The 22,437-nt window shown below is 55.9% G+C and carries 15 protein-coding genes; 7 read left to right on the forward strand and 8 right to left on the reverse strand.

Annotated elements, in window-relative coordinates; genetic code table 11:
* From cysW to DBR37_RS05390, 3 genes are all read left to right on the forward strand, one after another.
* Positions 1–909: a sulfate ABC transporter permease subunit CysW gene (cysW, locus tag DBR37_RS05380; protein WP_124573455.1), complete on the forward strand. Its 909-nt coding sequence runs from the start codon at positions 1–3 to the stop codon at positions 907–909.
* Complete coding sequence (locus tag DBR37_RS05385) at positions 906–1,973, forward strand: sulfate/molybdate ABC transporter ATP-binding protein (RefSeq protein ID WP_124573456.1); 1,068 nt, start codon at positions 906–908, stop codon at positions 1,971–1,973. The genes cysW and DBR37_RS05385 overlap by 4 nt, the downstream gene beginning before the upstream one ends.
* Before the next feature lie 62 nt (positions 1,974–2,035).
* Positions 2,036–2,962 (forward strand): CysB family HTH-type transcriptional regulator, encoded by a 927-nt coding sequence (locus DBR37_RS05390; RefSeq protein WP_124573457.1) that lies wholly within the window; start codon positions 2,036–2,038, stop codon positions 2,960–2,962.
* 70 nt (positions 2,963–3,032) lie between these two features.
* Here the strand turns inward: DBR37_RS05390 and DBR37_RS05395 are convergent, their stop codons facing one another.
* The 7 genes from DBR37_RS05395 to DBR37_RS05425 all read right to left on the reverse strand — a co-directional run bounded on the left by DBR37_RS05395 (position 3,033) and on the right by DBR37_RS05425 (position 11,246).
* Positions 3,033–4,109, reverse strand: coding sequence for a M48 family metallopeptidase (locus DBR37_RS05395; RefSeq protein WP_124573458.1), 1,077 nt, complete (start codon positions 4,107–4,109; stop codon positions 3,033–3,035).
* A gap of 15 nt (positions 4,110–4,124) precedes the next feature.
* Positions 4,125–4,574, reverse strand: coding sequence for a dUTP diphosphatase (gene dut / locus DBR37_RS05400; RefSeq protein ID WP_124573459.1), 450 nt, complete (start codon positions 4,572–4,574; stop codon positions 4,125–4,127).
* Between the two features lie 31 nt (positions 4,575–4,605).
* Positions 4,606–5,799: a bifunctional phosphopantothenoylcysteine decarboxylase/phosphopantothenate--cysteine ligase CoaBC gene (gene coaBC / locus DBR37_RS05405; RefSeq protein ID WP_124573460.1), complete on the reverse strand. Its 1,194-nt coding sequence runs from the start codon at positions 5,797–5,799 to the stop codon at positions 4,606–4,608.
* Positions 5,800–5,875: 76 nt separating this feature from the next.
* Positions 5,876–6,376 (reverse strand): signal peptidase II, encoded by a 501-nt coding sequence (gene lspA / locus DBR37_RS05410; protein WP_124573461.1) that lies wholly within the window; start codon positions 6,374–6,376, stop codon positions 5,876–5,878.
* Between the two features lie 87 nt (positions 6,377–6,463).
* Positions 6,464–9,340: an isoleucine--tRNA ligase gene (gene ileS / locus DBR37_RS05415; RefSeq protein WP_124573462.1), complete on the reverse strand. Its 2,877-nt coding sequence runs from the start codon at positions 9,338–9,340 to the stop codon at positions 6,464–6,466.
* A gap of 58 nt (positions 9,341–9,398) precedes the next feature.
* Entirely contained in the window at positions 9,399–10,379 is a 981-nt protein-coding gene (locus DBR37_RS05420; RefSeq protein ID WP_124573463.1) for a bifunctional riboflavin kinase/FAD synthetase, read from the reverse strand.
* Between the two features lie 141 nt (positions 10,380–10,520).
* Positions 10,521–11,246, reverse strand: a complete 726-nt coding sequence (locus DBR37_RS05425; RefSeq protein WP_124573464.1) for a 16S rRNA (uracil(1498)-N(3))-methyltransferase — start codon at positions 11,244–11,246, stop codon at positions 10,521–10,523.
* Positions 11,247–11,472: 226 nt separating this feature from the next.
* On the opposite strand from DBR37_RS05425, the gene tkt reads away from it, so the two are divergent.
* From tkt to gap, 3 genes are read left to right on the forward strand one after another with little or no spacing between them, the layout of a single operon-like run.
* Positions 11,473–13,467, forward strand: coding sequence for a transketolase (gene tkt / locus DBR37_RS05430; protein ID WP_124573465.1), 1,995 nt, complete (start codon positions 11,473–11,475; stop codon positions 13,465–13,467).
* Complete coding sequence (locus DBR37_RS05435) at positions 13,464–14,006, forward strand: GNAT family N-acetyltransferase (RefSeq protein WP_124573466.1); 543 nt, start codon at positions 13,464–13,466, stop codon at positions 14,004–14,006. Before tkt ends, DBR37_RS05435 begins: the two co-directional genes overlap by 4 nt.
* Before the next feature lie 45 nt (positions 14,007–14,051).
* Positions 14,052–15,062, forward strand: coding sequence for a type I glyceraldehyde-3-phosphate dehydrogenase (gene gap, locus DBR37_RS05440; RefSeq protein ID WP_124573467.1), 1,011 nt, complete (start codon positions 14,052–14,054; stop codon positions 15,060–15,062).
* 323 nt (positions 15,063–15,385) lie between these two features.
* Here gap and glnE read toward each other — a convergent pair whose 3' ends face one another.
* Entirely contained in the window at positions 15,386–18,103 is a 2,718-nt protein-coding gene (gene glnE / locus DBR37_RS05445) for a bifunctional [glutamate--ammonia ligase]-adenylyl-L-tyrosine phosphorylase/[glutamate--ammonia-ligase] adenylyltransferase (RefSeq protein ID WP_199739047.1), read from the reverse strand.
* A 132-nt stretch (positions 18,104–18,235) separates the two neighbouring features.
* On the opposite strand from glnE, the gene DBR37_RS05450 reads away from it, so the two are divergent.
* The gene (locus tag DBR37_RS05450; protein ID WP_233588286.1) at positions 18,236–22,426 is read left to right on the forward strand and encodes a YhdP family protein; all 4,191 of its coding nucleotides are present in this window, start codon (positions 18,236–18,238) and stop codon (positions 22,424–22,426) included.
* Positions 22,427–22,437: the final 11 nt, after the last annotated feature.

Genomic DNA, 22,437 nt, shown 5'->3' on the forward strand with positions numbered 1-22,437 from the left:
ATGTCCGCTATAGCTCCTCCAGCCAGTGCTGGGTTCCCGGCTGCGGCCGCACGTGCACCGCGCGTACCAGCCGCGACGCTGGAACCGGTCTGGGTACGTACGTTACTGATTATTGTTGCGCTGGCTTTCCTGACGCTGTTCCTGTTTGTGCCGCTGGCATCGGTGTTTGCCGAAGCATTGAAAAAAGGGTGGGACGCCTATGTCGCGGCGATCCTTGAAGAAGATGCGGTGTCGGCCATCAAGCTGACCTTGCTGACTGCGGCGATTGCAGTGCCGCTGAATCTGGTGTTTGGTGTAGCTGCTTCGTGGTGTATCGCCAAGTTTGATTTCCGCGGCAAAAGCATTTTGCTGACCCTGATCGATTTGCCGTTTTCGGTTTCACCTGTTATCTCCGGCCTGATTTATGTCTTGCTGTTTGGTGCGCAGGGCTGGTTCGGTGGCTGGTTGCAGGAACACAATATCAAGATCCTGTTTGCAGTACCTGGCATTGTATTGGCAACGATTTTCGTGACTTTCCCGTTTGTGGCACGTGAATTGATTCCGCTGATGCAGTCGCAGGGGAGTGAAGAGGAAGAGGCGGCGCTGGTACTCGGCGCTTCCGGCTGGAAAACCTTCTGGCATGTGACCCTGCCAAATATTAAATGGGGTCTGCTATACGGCGTGATTCTGTGTAATGCACGTGCGATGGGTGAGTTTGGTGCGGTATCGGTGGTGTCCGGTCATATCCGCGGCCAGACGAATACGATTCCTTTGCAGGTCGAGATTCTGTATAACGAATACCAATTTTCGGCGGCATTCGCGGTAGCATCGTTGCTGGCAATGTTGGCACTGGTTACACTGGCGCTCAAATCATTCATTGAATGGCGTTTAAGAGATACACACGAACAGTTTCAGGAGCAGGGATCATGAGCATCGAAGTCAAGAATATTCAAAAGCAATTTGGCAATTTTGTCGCACTTAATAATGTGTCGCTGGACTTTCCGGCCGGCGAACTGACTGCGCTGCTGGGACCTTCCGGCTGCGGCAAAACCACCTTGTTGCGCATCATTGCGGGTCTGGAACAACCGGATCACGGCCAGGTGTTGCTGGATGGTGAAGATGCTTCGGCGCGTCACGTGCGTGAACGCCAGGTCGGCTTCGTGTTCCAGCATTACGCATTGTTCAAGCATATGACCGTGTTTGAAAACATCGCGTTTGGTTTGCGTGTACGCCCATCGGCGACCCGTCCGTCGGAATCGCAGATCAAGGAAAAAGTCACCAAGCTGCTGGAACTGGTGCAACTGGATTGGCTGGCTGATCGTTATCCGCCGCAATTGTCCGGTGGTCAGCGTCAGCGTATTGCGCTGGCACGTGCACTGGCAGTTGAGCCGCGCGTACTGTTGCTGGACGAACCATTCGGTGCACTGGATGCGAAAGTCCGTAAGGAATTGCGTCGCTGGTTGCGTCGCCTGCATGACGAGCTGCATGTCACCAGTATTTTCGTGACCCATGATCAGGAAGAAGCACTTGAAGTTGCGGATCAGATCGTGTTGATGAACAAGGGTAATGTCGAACAGATCGGTGCGCCTAAAGATGTGTATAACAACCCGGCTTCGCCTTTCGTCTACGGCTTCCTTGGCAACGTCAACCTGTTCCATGGCCGTGTGCATGAAGGCATTCTGCAATCGTCGGGTATCGCATTCGATGCGCCTGAGCATGCAGAAACACAGGATACCAAGGGTATCGGCTATGTCCGTCCGCATGACCTGGAAGTGGATCGTTACACGACAGGTGCAGAAGGCATCGTGGTGCAATTGCGCCGTGCCCATGCGATCGGCCCGCTGGCCCAGCTGGAACTGGAGCGCGACGATAACGGCGAGTTGATTGAAGCGGTGATTTCGAATGAGCGCTTCGGTAATTTGAAATTGAAAGAGGGCGAAACACTGATTGTTCGTCCTAAACGTTTGCAAGTGTTCGTTGACGAATCGGTGTAAGCGTTAAACGCTGACCGTTCGTCACCACACTATTGCGCAAGTACAGATAGAGGTGCCTGGATATGAATTTTCAACAACTACGATCGATCCGCGAGACCGCGCGTTGCGGTTACAACCTGACCGAGGTGGCGAATGTGCTGTTCACATCGCAGCCTGGCGTCAGCCGCCAGATTCGCGAGTTGGAGGAAGAGCTGGGCGTCGATATCTTTGAACGCAATGGCAAACGCCTGACCGGCCTGACCGATCCTGGTCGCGGCATCCTGCAAATCATAGACCGGCTGTTGCTGGAAGCAGAAAACCTGCAACGCGCGAGCCAGGAATATGCCGGGCAGGAAATCGGCACCCTGGCGGTGGCGACGACCCACACGCAGGCACGCTACATGTTACCGAAAGTGGTGCAGGTATTCCGTAAGGAGTTTCCGAAGGTGCGGATCGCCCTGCAGCAAAGTACACCTGAACATATTGCGGAATGGGTACTGTCCGGCAAGGCAGATATCGGTATCGCAACCGAGGGTTTGAGCCAGTTTGAAGATCTGGTGTCGTTCCCTTGCTATCGCTGGCATCACTCGGTAGTAGTACCGGATGGCCATCCTTTGCTGGATAAGAAATTGATCACGCTGGCTGACCTGGCGCAGTATTCATTGATTACCTATGACCTTGGCTTTACCGGTCGTGGCCATATTGATGAGGCATTTAAGCAGGCCGATATCACCACCGATATCGTCCTGACGGCGATGGATTCAGACGTTATTCAGCAATACGTGTTGCTGAATCTGGGTGTTGGTATTGTCGCTTCGATGGCGCTGCAGCAGAACGGCAGCAATGGTCTGAAGGTGATCGATGCATCGCATCTGTTTGCGCAAAACGTGACGCGTCTGGCGGTACGTCGTGGTGCTTACCTGCGTCAATACACGTATGACTTCATCCAGCAATTTGCGCCGGAACTGACACGTGCCGATATCGATGAAGCGATGAAGATACATTCCTGATTGAATTGGTCGGGATCAAATAAAAAGGAGCGCATTGCGCTCCTTTTTCATTTCAGGTCTGATCTGTTGATCACGGCACCAGGTTTTGTTTCGCTGCCTGTTTGGCTTTGATTTCGCTGACTGTCTTGTCGATTACGGTGATGCGATACGCAGTGGCTGGATGAATCGCAGTGTAGCTATTGCTTACGCTGGCTGGATATTGGGTTGCCAGGCGTTGCCAGAAGCTGCTGACGCCATCAATGTTGTAGCCGCCACGTACCAGCATATAGAGCGCCAGGCGATCCGCTGCGGCATCGGTTTCTTGCGGTACTGCCTTGATACCACCGCTGCCACCGAGTGGGCCTGCGTCCGGTGTGATGCGGATCATGTTATCGATGACGCCGCCTACAGTCGCGCTCATTCTTTGCTGTGCCGGATGACCCAGCGCGTTATGTGCGAGTTCTTTCGCCAGTACGTACGCGACTTCATTGTCGTTGCGTGCAAAGTTCAGCATGCCGCGTGTAACCAGTACACGGCGACCGTCGGCGTAGGCACTGACGTTGTCGGTGTTGCCCAGCTCGATGCCAAAGCCGCAGGCGCGGGTCAGCGGTACGGTGACGGCAACGTTGCTGCCGTTACGGATCAGGCCGAGTTTGACGTTGGAGACCGAGTTGACCAATGGGCCGAGCACCGCAGCCGCCTGACGTTCTGCGTTCGGTCCTTGCGGCATCGGTTTGTCCTGCACTGTCGTCAGGATGTCGCCGCGTTTGACGCCGGCACGTGCGGCGCCGCTATTGTTCAGGACGCCAGTGACTTGCAGGCGTTCATCGAAGCCCAGCGATTGCGCTGCCTCGACATAATCTTCCGAGAATGAATACTTGGTCTTGGCGCTAAAGCCGATCAGATTGCGCGCATTGCCTTTGCACAACGGCGCATTGTTGACCAGCAGCGGAGCTGCCAGGCGATACAGGCGATCCTGTTGGGCGGTGACGCTGCGCAGCGCTTGCTTTTGCGCTGATTCGGTCACCGGAGCCGGTGCTACCGGGCCGGGACGGGGAGTAGGAGTGTCGAGCGATACAGTGCTGCAACCGGCCAGCAATAAAGCGAGAGGGAATAAGGCAGTGGTGGCCTTCGTTTTACTTAGTACGGGTTGCAGCAGGGCATGCATAAAATTCTCCTAGATTCAGTGTTTCCCGGTGCTGCCGAAGCCGCCAATACCGCGTTCGCTTGTATCAAATTCGTCAACTACATTGAAGCCGACTTGCAGGACCGGAACGATGACCAATTGCGCCAGGCGTTCCATAGGATTGAGCGTAAATTCTGTCTGACCGCGATTCCATGTCGACACCATCAATTGGCCCTGGTAATCGGAGTCGATCAGGCCCACCAAGTTCCCCAGTACGATGCCATGTTTATGACCCATGCCGCTGCGTGGCAGGATCATCGCTGCATAACCCGGATCCGCCAGATGGATCGCCAGGCCGGTCGGTACCAGATGGGTTTCGCCCGGTTTGATGACGATAGGTGCATCGAGGCAAGCACGTAAATCCAGACCAGCACTGCCGGGTGTGGCGTAGGCAGGCAGTTGTTCTTGCATGCGCGGATCAAGGATTTTTACTTCGATAGTCTTCATGGGCTGGAGGAAAGTTAAATAGTAATTCGGATTACGGCAGGCGCTGCGCGATTTCATGCACCAGCTGGCGTGCCAGCTTCTGCTTGTCGGCCAGTGGCAAGGCAGTATGACCTTTATCGTCGAACAGCACGAGTTCGTTCTGGTCCTGGCCGAAAGTCTGGTGGCCAATGTTGCCTACCAGCAGCGGGATATTCTTTTTCTTGCGCTTGGCTTCGCCGTATTCGAGCAGGTTTTCCGACTCGGCGGCAAAGCCGACGCAGTACGGTGCCTTGGGCAGTGCAGCAACTGCCGCCAGGATGTCGGTGTTTTGTTCAAACGCGAGCGACGGTGCATCACCGGCTGCATTCTTTTTCAGTTTCTGGGCACTGACATTCGCCACGCGCCAGTCAGCCACGGCGGCGACGGCGATGAAGACATGTTGGGAGCTGATGCGCGACATGACGACATCATGCATTTGCTGTGCAGTCTGTACGTTGATGCGGTGCACGCCATACGGTGTTGTCAGTGCAGTCGGGCCGGACACCAGCGTAACGTCGGCACCGGCTTCACGTGCAGCGCGTGCGATGGCATAGCCCATTTTGCCGGACGAGAGGTTGGTGATGCCGCGTACCGGATCTATCGGTTCAAAGGTCGGACCAGCGGTGATCAGCACGCTTTTGCCTACCAGCAGGTTGGGCTGGAAGGTGGCAATGATTTCTTCCAGCAATTGTTCCGGTTCCAGCATGCGTCCCATACCGGTTTCGCCGCAAGCCTGTGCGCCGGCATCAGGGCCGAGTACTGCGATGCGGTCTGCCTTTAATTGCGCGACATTGCGGCGGGTTGCCGGGTTTTGCCACATCTCTACATTCATCGCCGGTGCGACCAGCAGCGGCACGGTGTCAGGACGGGCGACGCATAGTGTGGAGAGCAGGTCATCGCAGGCGCCATGCGCGAGCTTGAAGATGAAGTCAGCAGAGCAGGGCGCGATCACGATGGCGTCGGCATCGCGCGTCAGGTCGATGTGCGGCATGTTGTTGGCAACGCGCGCATCCCACTGATCGGTGACGACCGGATGGCCGGACAGTGCTTGCATCGTGACTGGCGTGATGAAATGGGTGGCGGCATCGGTCATGACGACTTGTACCTGTGCGCCAGCCTTGCCGAGCGCCCGTGTCAGTTCCGCTGCTTTATAGCAGGCAACGCCACCAGTTAATCCCAGTACGATTTTTTTACCGGCAAGATCCATAAAGGACTCCTGAAAGATGTGCGGGCTAGTGTATCAGCTTACGGTTGTGAATCTGTAGATCCGCTGGAGATGCTGACTACTTTCCGACACGCCTTAATTCATCGTAGATAAACAATACTGCGCCTATGCAAATCGCGCTGTCGGCGATGTTGAAAGCAGGCCAGTGCCAGCCGCCGACATGGACGTCGAGGAAGTCGATGACGTGGCCGTACAGTACGCGGTCTATGACATTGCCTACTGCACCGCCGAGTATGAGTGCCAGCGCCCAGCAAAACAGGCGTTGACCAGCGTGTTTTTTCAGCAGGTAGACGATGAAGATGGCGGCGCCTATCCCCATGATCGTAAAGAAGTAACGCTGCCAGCCGGTCTCCGACGCGAGGAAGCTGAACGCTGCGCCCTTGTTATAGACCAGTACCAGGTTGAAGAAGGAAGTTACCGCGTGCGATTCGCCGTAGACGAAGAGGCGGGTGATAGTGATTTTGGTGATTTGATCGAGCAGGATGAGGATGGCGGCGATGCCTAGCCATGGAACCATGCTGCTGGAAGATGAAAAATATCGTTTGTTAGAAGAAGCCATCGCTATCTTTGCCCGTAAATGTCATGGAAATCACTCCGGCCGGAGCCGGAGCGAAGTGTGGCGCAATGATGCCGTGTTACGCAAGTCTTATGCAAAACGACGTGCTTCGCCTTTGCCGAACAGATTGGCAACGCAGCGGCCGCACAGACCTTCATGTTCTGCATGGCTGCCGACGTCGGCGCGATAGTGCCAGCAACGTTCGCACTTCTGCGCTGCCGATGGTGTGACTGCCACGCTTTCTTCTTCTGCCGTGGCGACTTTGCTGACGCTGGCTTGTGAAGTGATGAGTACGAATTTCAGATCATCCTCAAGGCTGGCCAGTGCATCGAACTTGTCGCCGCTGGCTTGCAATGCTACTTCCGCTTGCAGCGAAGAACCGATGCTGCCTGCCACGCGTACTTCTTCCAGTTGCTTGGTGACGTTGTTGCGCACTTCGCGCAGCAGCGCGTACTTGCTCAGCAGGGCAGCACCGTCCGCCACTTCCGGCAATTGATAGTAGGTGTGCGTGAAGATGGTGCCGTCTGCATTCATTTCCGGGCTGGCAAATACTGCCCACGCTTCTTCTGCAGTGAACGACAACATCGGTGCCATCAGGCGCAGCAGGGAGTGCGTCAGGTGCCAGATCGCGCTTTGTGCAGAACGACGTGCATGTGAGGTCACGCCACTGGTATAGAGACGATCTTTCAGGATGTCGAGGTAGAAGCCGCCCAGGTCTTCCGAGCAGTACATCTGCAGTTTCGACACGACCGGATGGAATTCATAAACCTGGTAATGCGCCTGGATTTCCGCTTGCAGCGCGTTCATTTGCGCTATCGCATAGCGATCGATTTCGAGCATGTCGGCGACCGGTACCAGGTCTTTGGCTGCGTCGAAGTCCGAAGTATTCGACAGCAGGAAGCGCACGGTATTGCGGATACGGCGATAACTTTCGGTCACGCGCTTGAGGATCTCATCCGAAATCGACAGTTCGCCGGAGTAATCGGTGGAGGCGATCCACAAACGCAGGATGTCGGCGCCCAGGGTGTCCGAAATCTTTTGTGGTGCCAGCGTATTGCCGAGCGACTTCGACATTTTCTTGCCTTCGCCATCGACCGTGAAGCCGTGTGTCAGCAATGCCTTGTAGGGTGCGCGACCATTCATCATCGACGAAGTCAGCAGCGACGAGTGGAACCAGCCGCGATGCTGATCCGAACCTTCGAGGTAGAGATCAGCCGGGAAGGCCAGTTCTTCCTTGTGCGAACCGCGCAAGACGGTCTGATGGGTACAACCCGAATCAAACCAGACGTCCAGCGTGTCTTTGTTCTTCAGGTACATATCGGCATCGGCACCGAGCAATTCTTTCGGGTCCAGTGTCAGCCATGCTTCTATGCCGTCTTTTTCCACGCGTTGTGCGATCTGTTCCAGCAACTCAGGAGTACGTGGATGCAGGTCGCCGCTTTCCTTGTGGACAAAGAACGCCATCGGTACACCCCACTGGCGCTGGCGCGACAGCGTCCAGTCCGGACGATTCGCGATCATGCCGTGCAGGCGTGCCTTGCCCCAGCTCGGGAAGAATTCGGTTTCTTCGATTGCCTGCAATGCAGTTTCACGCAGGGTCGCGCCCTGATTCTTCGGCATCACATCCATACCGGCAAACCACTGCGAAGTGGCGCGGTAGATGATAGGTGTCTTATGGCGCCAGCAATGCATATAGCTGTGGTCGAACATCACCAGCTTGAACAGCGAGCCGACTTCATCCAGCTTCGCGCAGATCGGTTTCGATGCTTCCCAGATGGTCAGGCCGCCGAACAAAGGCAACCACGATGCGTATTTGCCGTCGCCCATGACCGGCGCGATGATTTCATCGTCGCGCATGCCATGTGATTTGCAGGAAATAAAATCTTCGATACCGTAGGCAGGTGCCGAGTGCACGATGCCGGTGCCGCTGTCAGCGGTGACATAGGTACCGGTGTAGATAGGCGACAAACGGTTGTAACCAGGATCAACATCTGCAAACGGATGCTTGAATTTGATCATGGCCAGCGCTTCGCCGACGCAGGTTGCGATGACGGTACCGGTCAGGCCGTAACGTTGCAGTGTGGCCTCCACCAGATCGGCGGCGAGGATCACGAGGATGGTTTCGCCATTGCGTTCGGTTTGCACCAGCGCGTAGGTGAATTCAGGATGAACGTTCAACGCCTGGTTGGCCGGGATGGTCCACGGGGTGGTGGTCCAGATGATGGCGTAACCTTTGTTGGTTGGCAGCTTGGCCAGTCCAAATGCTTTCGCTACTTTTTCCGGTTCGGCAAACGGGAAGCCGACGTCGATGGCCGGGTCGCGCTTGTCCTGATATTCGACTTCTGCTTCAGCCAGCGCCGAGCCGCAATCGAAACACCAGTTGACTGGTTTCAGGCCGCGATAGACGTAACCTTTTTCCAGCAGGCTGCCGAGTGCGCGCAGTTCATCAGCTTCATTGCCGAAGTCCATGGTCTTGTATGGCTTGTCCCATTGACCGAGGACGCCAAGACGGATGAAGTCTTTCTTTTGGCGCTCGACTTGTTCATTCGCATAAGTACGGGCCTTGGACAAGACTTCAGCAGTCGGCAGGTTTTTGCCGAATTGTTTTTCGATCTGGATTTCGATCGGCATGCCGTGGCAATCCCAGCCTGGTACATACGGTGCGTCAAAGCCGGCGAACTGGCGCGTCTTGACGATCATGTCTTTCAGGATTTTGTTGACGGCGTGTCCGAGGTGAATATCGCCATTCGCATACGGTGGGCCGTCGTGCAGAATGAATTTCGGGCGGCCTTTGGAAGCCTTGCGAATTTTTTCGTAAACCTTTTGCTCTTGCCATTGCTTGACCCATTGCGGTTCGCGTTTGGCGAGGTCACCGCGCATAGGGAATGGGGTGTCGGTCATATTGACCGGGTATTTACTTTGCGGTTTTGCTGCCGGCTTGCCAGGTTTGTTTTGATTGTCGGACATAATATTTTTTCGAGGGTGATCGGTGTAACAACGGTCGTGATACTTCAGCGAGTCATCGTCAAATTCGGTCGGTCGCGGAAGTGGCCGCGTCGGTCAGTTGCTTGAAATAGGCGCGTGCTTCCACAGCGTCGCGGTTGATCGCGGCGGTCAGCGTGGGCAGGTCTATGTATTTCTCTTCATCGCGCAGTTTCTTGAGGAATTCCACACGGATCAAACGGCCATAGCATTGCTGCTCGTAGTCGAACAAATGCGTCTCCAGCAGCACGCGGCCGCTGTCGTCTACCGTTGGACGTACGCCTATGCTGGCCACGCCGGGCAAGGGATGGTCGTCGAGGCCATGCACTTGCACTATATATATGCCGGACACGGCAGGGTGTTTGTGCGCGACGCGTACATTCAGCGTCGGGAAGCCGATGGTGCGACCCAGCTTCTTGCCATGGATGACATGGCCGGACATCGCATACGGATGGCCGAGCAATTCTTCGGCATGGGCAAAGTCGCCTTGCAGCAAGGCTTCCCGTACTGCCGACGACGAGATGCGGGTGCCAGTGCTGCTGGTCACAGTCGGTTGCGATTCGACATGGAAGCCGTATTGCTTGCCTGCTTCGATCAGGGTCGCGACATTGCCTGCGCGTTTGGCACCGTAGCAAAAGTCATCGCCGACGATCAGCCATTTGACGTGCAAGCCTTGCACCAGGATTTTTTCCACGAATTCCTGTGGCGACAAGGAGGCGAAGTGGGCATTGAAGTGTTCGACAATGACGCGATCGACGCCTGCTTTGGCCAGCGATTGCAATTTGTCGCGCAGGCTGGCGATGCGGGTAGGAGCCTTGGAAGGATCACCGGCACGCGCGGCAAAGAATTCACGCGGATGCGGCTCGAACGTCATGACCGCCGATTCCAGCCCCATTTTTGACGCGACTTCGCGCAGGCGCCCCAGCAGGGCCTGATGCCCGCGATGCACACCGTCGAAATTGCCTATCGCCAGCGCGCAGGGCGCACGGGATGCAGCATTGGGAAGTCCGCGAAATACCTTCATGTAATGAGTGAGTGAAACTGTCGCAAAACCTTGAATTATAAATGCTTTCGTCAGGTTTCCCTGCGACTAAGATGGCAGAAGGGGACAAACCGGCCTGTGATTAGCTGATTTTCCGCATAAGGCGGCGTGCGGAAACGCCTGTTACATCTCGCCCCAGACCGCATTCAGCGCGGCCAGCGCCGACAATCCGGCGGTTTCGGTACGCAGTACGCGTGGCCCCATTGCCAGCATTAATACGCCTTGTGCCAGCGCCAGGTCTTCTTCCTTGTCAGTAAAGCCACCTTCCGGGCCTATCATGATCGCTACCGATTGCGGCGGGTGATGACGCGCCCAGTCGGACAATGACTGCTCGGCACGCGGGCTGAGCATGATGCGTTTATGTAAATCCTGTTGCTGCACCCACTGATTGAAATCGACTGGCTCGGCCAGCGCCGCCAGGCGATTGCGTCCGCTTTGTTCGGAGGCGGCGACGATGACGCCTTGCCAATGCTGCATTTTTTTGGCGGCGCGTTCGGCGGACAGCCGCACCACGCAGCGTTGTGCGGCCAGCGGCTGGATCGCATGGGCGCCGAGTTCGACCGCTTTTTCGATGATCCAGTCCATTTTGGAGGCTTCGGGCAGTGCCTGCGCCACGGTCACCGCGTACGGCAGCTCGACCTCACGCGGTTCAAACAGTTTGATTTCAGCTGTCACCCGTTTCTTTTCTATGGTGGTGATGGTGGCGGTGTATTCGCCGCCTTCGCCATTAAAGAGGGTGATATGGTCGCCGCTACTGAGGCGCACCACCTGGATATGGTGGGCGACATGCTCGGGCAAGGTGATTACCGCGCCGATGGCGAGCGGCTGCGGGCAATAAAAACGAGGCATCTGTGATCCGTTGCTTGTCTTTTCGACATGGTTTTGCGAGGCTGGCGGGCGTCGCAATAATTAAATTAGGTGAAACTTTGGCATCAGGCCGGAATTCGATTTTAGTCTGAGCGCGCCACTCTGGTAAAATATGCGGCTTCGCAGCAATGCATTTTAAATTTGCTTGCAGCAGTACTTGTTCCGGATTTGATTCTATTCCATTCGACTCGCCATCTACACAAATCACATGACTTCCACGCTCCCGACTACCAAAATGGCCAACGCAATCCGTGCGCTGGCAATGGATGCAGTACAAAAGGCCAATTCCGGTCACCCCGGTATGCCTATGGGGATGGCAGATATTGCCGTCGCTTTGTGGGCTAATCATTATTCGCACAATCCGGCCAATCCTAAATGGGTTAACCGTGATCGCTTTGTGTTGTCGAACGGTCATGGCTCGATGTTGCACTACGCTTTGTTGCACCTGACCGGTTACGACCTGTCTATGGATGAAATCCGCAACTTCCGTCAATTGCACTCGAAAACCCCGGGACACCCTGAGGTAGATATCACCCCAGGTATCGAAACCACCACCGGCCCACTGGGTCAGGGCATCACCAACGCCGTTGGTATGGCATTGGCAGAAAAACTGCTCGCGGCTGAATTCAATCGCCCGGGTTTTGATGTCGTTAACCACCACACCTATGTTTTCCTCGGCGACGGTTGCCTGATGGAAGGCATTTCGCACGAAGCATGCTCGCTGGCCGGCACCTTGCGCCTGTCCAAGCTGATCGCTTTGTATGACGACAACGGCATCTCGATCGACGGCCATGTCGAAGGCTGGTTCACCGACGATACCCCTAAACGTTTTGAGTCCTACGGCTGGAACGTCATCCGCGCAGTAGACGGCCACGACGTCAATGCAGTCGATGCCGCGATCAAGCAAGCCAAAGTATCCGACAAACCAACCCTGATCTGCTGCCGTACCGTGATTGGTAAAGGTTCGCCGAACATGGAAGGCACCCACAATGTGCACGGCGCAGCGCTGGGCGACAAGGAAATCGCAGCAACCCGCGAAGCGATGGGCTGGACCTATGCACCGTTCGACGTGCCTGCAGATGTCTATGCAGCATGGGATGCAAAAGAAAAAGGCCAGGCACTGGAATCCAACTGGGATACCTTGCTGAAATCGTATAGCGAAAAATTCCCGCAAGAAGCAGCTGAGCTGGCACGTCGCATGGCCGGTGAATTGCCGGGCGACCTGAACAAGGCCGTTGATGCATACATCGCAGCATGCGTAGAGAAAAAAGAAACCATCGCGACTCGTAAAGCGAGCCAGAACGCGATCCAGGCACTGGCACCGGTATTGCCGGAATTCCTCGGCGGTTCGGCTGATCTGACCGGTTCCAACCTGACCAACTGGAAAGAATGCGTAGCAGTTCGCGCTGACCAGGCTGGTAACCACATCAACTACGGTGTGCGCGAATTCGGTATGAGCGCGATCATGAACGGTATCGCCCTGCACGGCGGTTACATTCCGTTCGGCGCAACCTTCCTGACCTTCTCTGATTACAGCCGTAACGCATTGCGCATGGCTGCCTTGATGAAGCTGCGCTCCATCTTCGTCTTCACACACGATTCTATCGGCCTGGGCGAAGATGGCCCGACCCATCAATCGATAGAACACGTTTCCAGCCTGCGCCTGATCCCTAACCTGGACAACTGGCGTCCATGCGACACCGTCGAATCCGCGGTGGCATGGGAGCAAGCGGTTAAACGCAAAGACGGCCCAAGCACGCTGATCTTCTCGCGCCAAAACCTGCCATTCCAGGAGCGCACCGCAGAACAAATCGCCGACATCAAACGCGGTGGTTATGTCTTGCGTGACGCACCGAATGCGAAAGCTATCCTGATCGCAACCGGTTCCGAAATCGAATTGGCGACCAAGTCGGCAGATGAGTTGGCCAAGCACGGCGTGGCAGTGCGCATCGTTTCGATGCCATCGACCGACGTCTTCGACCGCCAGGAAGCAGCATACAAAGCCAGCGTCCTGACCAAAGGCGTGCCACGCGTTGCAATCGAAGCTGGCGTGACCAGCTTCTGGTACAAATATGTAGGCCTCGAAGGTGGCGTCATCGGTATTGATACCTTTGGCGAATCGGCTCCGGCTGGCGTGCTGTTCAAGCACTTCGGCTTCACCGTCGAGAACGTCATCGCTGCAGTCAAAAAGACACTGGCGTGACCGAGATCACTTTCCGCCGCGCGACGGCTAACGATGCCGGGGCCATAGCGGCCTTGCGTGTAGAAAGCTGGCGCACGACTTATCGTGGCGTGATGCCGGATGCCTATCTGGACAGCATGCGCGCGGAAGAAAGTACGGCCATGTGGTCGCAGGTATTGCAGGCCGATTTGCCGACGATTTCGATCTTCGTGGCGGAAGCAGGAACCGAGCTGGTGGGTTTTGCTGCCGGTATGTTCCTGATGCCGGAAAAGTTTGATATGAATGCCGAACTGACGGCAATTTATCTCAAGCCTATCGCTCAGCGTGGCGGCGTCGGCCGTCGTTTGCTGTCGCTGATCGCTGAAGCCTTGCAAAAGCAGGGCGCGCATAGCCTGCTGGTATGGGTGATTGCCGGGAATCAGGGCGCGCGTCAGTTCTACCAGCAACTGGGCGCTGAACTATTGGTCGAACAACCGTTCACATGGGACGGGCTGGATTTGATGGAAGCCGGTTACGGCTGGCGCGACTTGCCTGCATTGCAGCAGGCGTGCGCCATATAAATACTGAATATTTTTGTTTGCTGTTGATTTTTTCTGGAGAAAAAGATGACCATCCGCGTTGCAATTAATGGCTACGGCCGTATCGGCCGCAACATCCTTCGCGCACATTACGAAGGCGGCAAAAAGAATGACATTCAAATCGTTGCGATCAATGATCTCGGCGATGCAAAATCGAATGCACATCTGACCCGTTACGACACCGCGCATGGCAAATTCCCAGGCACCGTTGAAGTAGACGGCGATTACATGGTCGTCAATGGCGATAAAATCCGCGTCTTTGCGCAACGCAATCCGGCTGAAATCGGCTGGGGTGAACTGAACGTAGACGTCGTGCTGGAATGCACCGGCTTCTTCACCACCAAGGAAAAAGCATCGGCTCACCTGAAAGGCGGCGCCAAGAAAGTCATCATCTCGGCTCCAGGCGGCAAAGACGTGGACGCAACCGTGGTCTTCGGCGTCAACAACAATGTGTTGAAATCCACCGATACCGTGATTTCGAACGCATCGTGCACCACCAACTGCCTGGCACCACTGGTCAAGCCTTTGAACGACAAAATCGGCCTGGTCAACGGCTTGATGACTACCGTACACGCGTACACCAACGATCAGGTACTGACCGACGTGATGCATGAAGATCTGCGTCGCGCACGTTCGGCTACCCAGTCTATGATCCCGACCAAAACCGGTGCAGCTGCAGCGGTAGGCCTGGTCTTGCCTGAACTGAACGGCAAACTGGACGGTTACGCGATCCGCGTTCCGACCATCAACGTCTCCATCGTGGACTTGTCCTTCATCGCTGCACGCGACACGACCGTTGAAGAAATCAACGCGATCATGAAGGAAGCGTCGGAAGGTGCATTGAAAGGTATCCTGACTTACCAGACCGAGCCGCTGGTTTCGGTTGACTTTAACCACAATCCGGCGTCGAGCAACTTTGATTCGACTTTGACCAAAGTGTCGGGTCGTCTGGTGAAGGTGTCGTCGTGGTATGACAATGAGTGGGGCTTCTCTAACCGTATGTTGGATACTACGGTTGCATTGATGACTGCCAAGTAATTCAGGTTTTGATTTAATAAAAACGCCCCGGAGTTCGGGGCGTTTTTTATTGGCTTAGCGCTGTAATGCGCCTGGGAAAATCTGCCTCTGGAACTAAGTTAGCCAGACTACTCGTTACTTGCGCTCAGACTACGCCTATCTTTTTTCATTTCTTCAGGTCCGTACGCGATGGAATAAAGCGATGTGTATAAGTCCTGAAGTTATCCCCGTTTTTTGTGCACAGGCTTGTGGATAAGCTCAGGGTAAGTCACTTATCTCATTGATAGATAAGCGATTTCATTTCATGCTCAAATGTGGGCATGCGCTGACATGAGTGGGGAGTATTAGCTGAATACCGCGCTCCACAAAGCTTCTACGTCTGCAATTTCCTCGGCCACCCGCTCAGTCTCAACCCGAGCCCGCTCCGCTCCTTGCAACCGTATCTGATGCTGCATTTTGCGGAAGGTACGGTAAGCATCTGCTACCTTGCCGGACAGCGTCTGATCTATCAGTCCCAGTTCCCCGCACAGCTTGAGCAGGGCGATGTTCCCGATGTCGCCGGTCAGTCGTGCATGCTGTGCCGAGTCGCGCAGGACCAGGAATTGCACGATGAATTCAATGTCTATCATGCCGCCGTTGTCATGCTTGAGATCGAACAGGTCGGTGCGGTTTGGATGGGCGTCGTGCAGTTTCTTGCGCATGTCCAGCACGTCGGTTTTGAGTTTCACCGGATCACGTTGCTGACGCAGGACTTCGACGCGTATTGCTTCAAAGCGCGCGCCGATGTCGGCATCACCGGCGCAGTAACGGGCGCGCGTGAGGGCCTGATGTTCCCACGGCCAGGCTGAGGTGGTCTGGTATTTCTCGAACGACGAAACGGTAGAGACCAGCAAGCCACTGGCACCGTCAGGACGCAGCGCGATATCGACATCGAACAGGATGCCGGCTGGTGTATGTGCCGTCATCCAGGTGATGAAGCGTTGCGCCAGTTTGGCATACAGACCGGGGGCTTCCTGATCGTCGTCATCGTAGAGGAAGATGACGTCGAGGTCGGACGCGTAGCCCAGTTCCTTGCCACCCAGCTTGCCATAGGCGATGACAGAGAATTTGGGTTCTTCGCGATGGCGCGTGGGCAGGGTTTTCCAGATTGCGTGTATGGTTTCTGCGACCAGCTTGTCGGCCAGTTCGGACAAGTGATCGGCCAGGCGTTCTACGCTGAGGTCGCCGACCAGATCCTGTGCCAGCAGGCGGATGAGTTGTGCGTGATGCATTTCGCGCAGCGCGTCCATCTGCCTTTCGGTATCGCCCGGCGTTTCGTCCAGGCGGCGACGGCAGTCGCGCGCGAAGGCGTTCCAGTCCGGTGTTGCCTTCAGCGTGCGGTCATCCAGCAATTCGTCGAGCAGGATGGGGTGGCGCGTCAGGTAACGGGCGGCCCATTCGCTGGCGGCGATCATGCGTATCACGCGTTCCAGCGCATGCGGGTATTCGGTCAACAGCGCCAGGTAAGCCGCACGCCGCGCAATTGCCTCAAAGAAATTCAGCAGGCGATTGAGTGCCAGCGAACGTGTTTCCGTGACTTTGGCGACGATGGGCAGTGATGCGTTGACCAGCGCCACCAGCTTGTTGCGACTGGCTTCCGGCAGCGATTGCAGGCGCGGTGAGTGCCAGGTTGCGAGCAGGCGCTGTGCGGCATCGGCTGCATGGTCGAAGGAGAGGGTGTTGAGATAGGCTTCTATCGCACCTGCATTGTCGGTGTCGCTCAGGACCGCACTCAGTTCTGCATCGACGTTTTCCTCGTTGCTGTCGCTGGCCTTGTCGCTGAAGATTTCATCGAATTGGGTGGCGACCAGTTTGCGTTGTTCTTCCAGCGCAGCCAGCAGGGACGGCACGTCCTGATACCCCATCATGTGCGCGACGATCAGGCGATCCGCTTCATTCGCGGGCAGCGTATGGGTTTGCGCGTCATCCAGGTATTGCAGCCGGTGTTCCAGGTTGCGCAGGAAGGTGTAGGCATGCAGTAACTGATCGACCACTTCGGGTTTGAATAATTGCTTTTCTGCCAGGATGCGCAGGGTGCGGCGGGTCGAACGGTCGCGCAGTGCGGCATCGCGGCCACCTCGTATCAGCTGGAATACTTGCGCCAGGAATTCGATTTCGCGGATGCCGCCGCGGCCCAGCTTGACGTTGTTGCTGCGGTCCGGGTGGCGCGCTTCCTGCCGGGTGACCTCGGCGCGGATTTGCGCATGCATGTTGCGTATTGCGTCGATGGAGCCGTAGTCCAGGTAACGGCGATAGACGAAGGGGCGGATGATTTTTTCCAGCGCTTCGATATCTGCCGGTTTGCCGGTCAGCGCGCGCGCCTTGACCCACGCATAGCGTTCCCATTCGCGGCCTTGCACGATCAGGTATTCCTCCACCATGCCGAAGCTGGCGGCCAGCGGGCCGGATGCGCCGTTCGGGCGTAAGGCCATGTCGACGCGGAAGGTAAAGCCGTCTTCGGTGATCTCCGACAGCGCGGCGATCAGCTTCTTGCCCAGCCGGGTAAAGAATTCATGGTTGGACAGCTGGCGCTGCTCCGGCGTGGTGGTGACGGTTTCGCCGTCTTCCGGGTAGACGAAGATCAGGTCGATATCTGAGGAAACGTTGAGTTCGCCGCCACCCAGCTTGCCCATGCCGAGTACGATCATTTCCTGGGTTTCGCCCGATTCCGCACCTACCGGCGTGCCGTGGATGGCCACCATATCGGCCATGACCGCCGCCAGGTGGCGCTGAACCGCGAAGTCGCCAAAAGCGGTCATGGTATCGACCACTTCCGCCAGATCGGCCTGGCCGCTGAGGTCGCGCCGGATCAGGGTGGCGATGACCAGGTTGCGCAAGCGGCGCATGGCGGCCGGCAGCGCGGCACCGGCATCTGTTTCGTTTTGTAAAATCCGAGCGAAAACCTCGGGGTTCAGGGATAATTTGCCGACTTCGGCTACCTTTTGTGCGCGGGTGTCATCCGCGTTAATCCATCGGGTATAAAACCGGGATGCAGCAACTTGGGTCAAAGGTATGTTCGTCACGGGCTGGGAGAGAGTATCCTAGGGGTTCTTGATGATTGCGGTGTAAGTCCGCGCTGTTGTCGGCGAATGTCAGTTTTTTGCTGGCCGACTGTTTTATTCTACGCGAAGTCGACTCACCGACCTTTTTGATTGATGCCTACAGACCAACGTCCACCAGAACAGCCCCAAACTGCCAATAAGCTGCAGGTGTGCTGGCGCTCGCTGCAGGCCTCATTGCGCTATGCCAACCGGGCCAGCTTCAATGCCTTGTGCTGGCTGGGCAAACTGTTGCTGGTGGCTTACTTCGTTTTTTGCGCGCTGTTCCTCAGCTTGCGCTATGTGGTTTTGCCACAGATTTCCAATTATCGAGTTGATGTAGAAAACGTCGCGACCAAGGCGATCGGCCGTCCGGTCACTATCGGAGCGATTGATGCATCCTGGCATGGCTTGCGTCCTTTCCTGTCGCTCGACAATGTCGCGATTTATGATCAGGGCGGGGATGTTGCCTTGCGTTTGCCTAAAGTGTCGGCCACCGTATCGTGGTGGTCGGTGATGGTGGCGGAGCTGCGCCTGCATAACCTCGAGATCGATAAGCCGAATATGGACATCGAGCGCGATGTCGACGGCAAGTTTTATGTCGCCGGAATGCTGGTCGATTTGCAGCAGGACGGCGACGGCAAGGCTGCCAACTGGATCTTGTCGCAACGCGAGATCAGGATCAGGGATGGGCAGTTACGCTGGCAGGATAAGGTGCGGCAAGCACCGGACCTATTGCTGAGCAAAGTCGATGTGGTCTTGCACAATGAAGGCCGTCGCCATCAGTTCGCATTCAAGGCTACACCGCCGACCGAAATTGCCGCGCCACTGGATGTGCGTGCGACTTTTGATCATCCTTATTTCTCCAAGAAAATTTCCGATGCGACGCGCTGGACCGGCACCATTTATTCCGCGGTGCGCGATACCGAACTGGCGAGCTGGAAACCTTATATCGACTTCCCGTTCGACTTGCAGCATGCCAAGGGGTCGTTGCGCGCATGGCTGGCGTTTGACCATGCACGGATTGCAGATCTGACTGCCGACCTGGCCTTGTCCGATGTGTCGGCACAACTGCGCAAGGACCTGGTGCCGCTGGAATTGACGTCTGCAAATGGCCGCGTCGCGATCAGCGAACCACTGGATGCGAGCTCACGCGACGGTACGCCGACCTTCGGTGCAAAGGGTTACACGATTTCGCTGATGGATTTTTCCTTGCAGACCCGTGATGGCCTGACTTTGCCAAGTACGACCTTCAGCAAGCGTTATGTGGCGGCGAAGAAAGACGCGCCTGAGCATGCAGAAGTCATGGTGAAACAGCTGGATTTGCAGGCCTGGGCCAACTTTGCCGGACGCCTGCCGTTGCCGGAAGAGCAGTTGCGCCTGATCAGCGATTTCGCACCGCGTGGCGTATTGAAGGATTTCACCGCGCAGTGGCAGGGTGCTTATCCGGAGATTGCTTCGTACAAGCTCAAAGGTGATTTTTCGCATCTGTCGATGAATGCCCAGCCTGCGCGTTCTGCACGTGCCGCTACCAAGACTACACCAGCGCAAGCAGCGGTACCCGCGATTCCCGGTTTTGAAAATTTGTCCGGACGCATCGATGCAAACAGCCAGGGCGGCAATATCGTGCTGGCATCGGATCAGCTGAAGCTGGCTTTGCCGACTTATTTCTCCGAGCCGGAAGTGGCGTTTGATACTTTCAATATGGATGCGCAGTGGGCATTCCAGAAGAATGATCAATTCCTGCTGACTGTGAAGGGTCTGAATTTTATGCAGCAGGGATTGACGGTCGGCCTGTCCGGCAGCCACCTGATGCCCTTGCATAAGCAGGCCGGAGACAAGCTGGGCACGATAGATGTGACAGGCACTATCTCCGGACTGGAGTTGAACAAGATAGGCAATTATCTGCCGACGGCGATGAATCCTGACTTCCGTAATTGGTTGTCGCATGCGCTGATTGCCGGCACCTTGCGCGACGGTCGCATCAAGCTGAAGGGTGATCTGGCGCACTTCCCGTTTCATACCAGCAAGCCGAATGAAAAACCGAAAGGTGAATTCACCTTTGGCGGCAGGATAGAAGACGGCGGCTTGAACTATGCGCCGGATTTGTTCGCGAAAGATGGCAAGGCACCGATGTGGCCGTTGCTGGAAAAAGTCCAGGGCACCATCCTGTTCGATCGCACCCGCATGGAAATCAAGGGTGAAAGCGGCAAGACCAACGGTGCCGATGTATCGAATGTGAAAGCGGTGATTCCGGATCTGCTGGCCGATGCGCCGGTACTGGATATTGATGGTAACGCCGCCGGTACCTTGCAAAACCTGGTGCAGTACACGCTGGATAGCCCGGTTGCGACCTGGATTGATCACTTTACAGATGAAACCAAAGCGACTGGCAATGCAACGCTGGCTCTGAAGTTGCATTTGCCACTGCACAAAATGATCGACGCCAGGGTCAAGGGCATACTGAAATTCAATAACAATAATGTGACCTTGCAAAACGTGATCCCGATGATGTCGGGAACGACCGGCCAGTTGGAATTTGATGAAAAAGGGTTGACGCTGAACGGCGTTAAATCGACGTTCCTCGGTGGTCCGCTGACGGTTTCTGGTGGCACGCAAAAGGACGGCAACATTCTGATCAAGGCAGACGGTACGCTCACAGCACTGGGTTTGCGCAAAAACTATCCGTCGCCTGCCATGCAAAAACTGACCGACAAGATTAACGGCAGCACGCGTTTTGGCGTCAGTATCGGGGTGCGTAGCAAGCGCGTGGATATCGTGGTCGATTCCAATCTGCGCGGCCTGGGACTGGATTTCCCAGCGCCACTGAACAAGGCAGCCAAAGATGCCTTGCCGCTTAAGTTTGAACAAATCAGCTCGCCGTCCGATAGTGCCACCATGATGCGTGACAACATCAAAGTAGCGCTTGGACCTTCGATCAGCGGCAGCTATGCACGCGAGAAAAATACCGCGGTGGCTAATCCCGAATGGCGCGTGGTCTATGGCGGCATAGGAGTGAATACACCGGCGCCGACGCCTATCAGCGGACTGGCACTCAACCTCAGCATGCGTAGCCTGAATGTCGATGACTGGCTCAAAGTAATGTCGACCGATGCACCTGATCCGAAGAAGAAAGTGGCGGCAGATCCTTTAAGTGTCGTCAATTTGTCGCAGTATGTTGATCCGACCAGCATTGCAGTGCGTGCGACGGAGTTGAATCTCCTCGACAAGAAATTCGACAACGTCGTGCTGGGCGCCACGCATGACAAAGGTGCGTGGCAAGCCAACGTCGATGCGGCGCAAATGTCCGGCTATATCACCTGGATAGAATCGTCATCCGGACGTGGCCTGGGTAAAGTGACTGCCAGGTTGTCGTCGCTGACGGTGCCGAAGACAGCCAATACCGAAGTCAAAAACCTGCTTGACGGCGTCGATACCGCAACTGAAATGCCGGCGCTGGACATCATTGCTGATAACTTTGAATTGATGGGCAAGAAGCTCGGTCGCCTGGAGCTGATTGCACACTATGTACGTGCCACCGAAGGTCGCGAATGGCGTATCCGCAATCTGGCACTGAGCAATCCGGATGCGAGCCTGAAGGCGAGTGGTAGCTGGCTGGCGAAGAAGGGCGGGAATAGTTCCAGCCTTGATTACAGTATGAATATCAATAACGCCGGCAACTTGCTCGGTCGTTTTGGCTTTGCCGATGTCGTACGTAACGGCAAAGGAAAAATGGATGGCACCATCAGCTGGAAGGGCTTGCCGTTCTCCATCGATTACCCTAGCTTGTCCGGCAACATTAACCTGGACATGGCAACCGGGCAGTTCCTGAAGGTTGAGCCGGGTGCCGCCAAATTGCTGGGCGTGCTGAGTTTGCAATCGATACCGCGCCGCCTGACGCTGGATTTCCGCGATATATTCGCCGATGGTTTTGCCTTCGACGGCATCACCGGCAGCGCGAATATCAATAACGGCGTAGCTTCCACCACCAACCTGAAAATGCGCGGTGTCAGCGCGACGGTATTGATAGAAGGTTCGGCCGACATCGACAAGGAATCGCAAAACCTGCGCGCAGTGGTGATCCCGGAAATCAATGCCGGTGCTGCTTCGGTTGCTTACGCGCTGGCGGTTAATCCGGTCATCGGCGCCGGCACCTTCCTGGCACAATTGTTCCTGCGTGAACCCCTGGCGCGCGCGTTCACATTTGAATACATGATTACCGGGCCCTGGAAAGACCCGAACGTGACCAAGGTAGAGCGCAAGAATGAACAATCTTCAAGCCCTGCGCCATTACCAACGCCGGGTTAATGTGTGGAAAA

This window comes from Herminiimonas sp. KBW02 (genome assembly GCF_003852535.1).
Lineage (GTDB): Bacteria > Pseudomonadota > Gammaproteobacteria > Burkholderiales > Burkholderiaceae_D > Oxalicibacterium.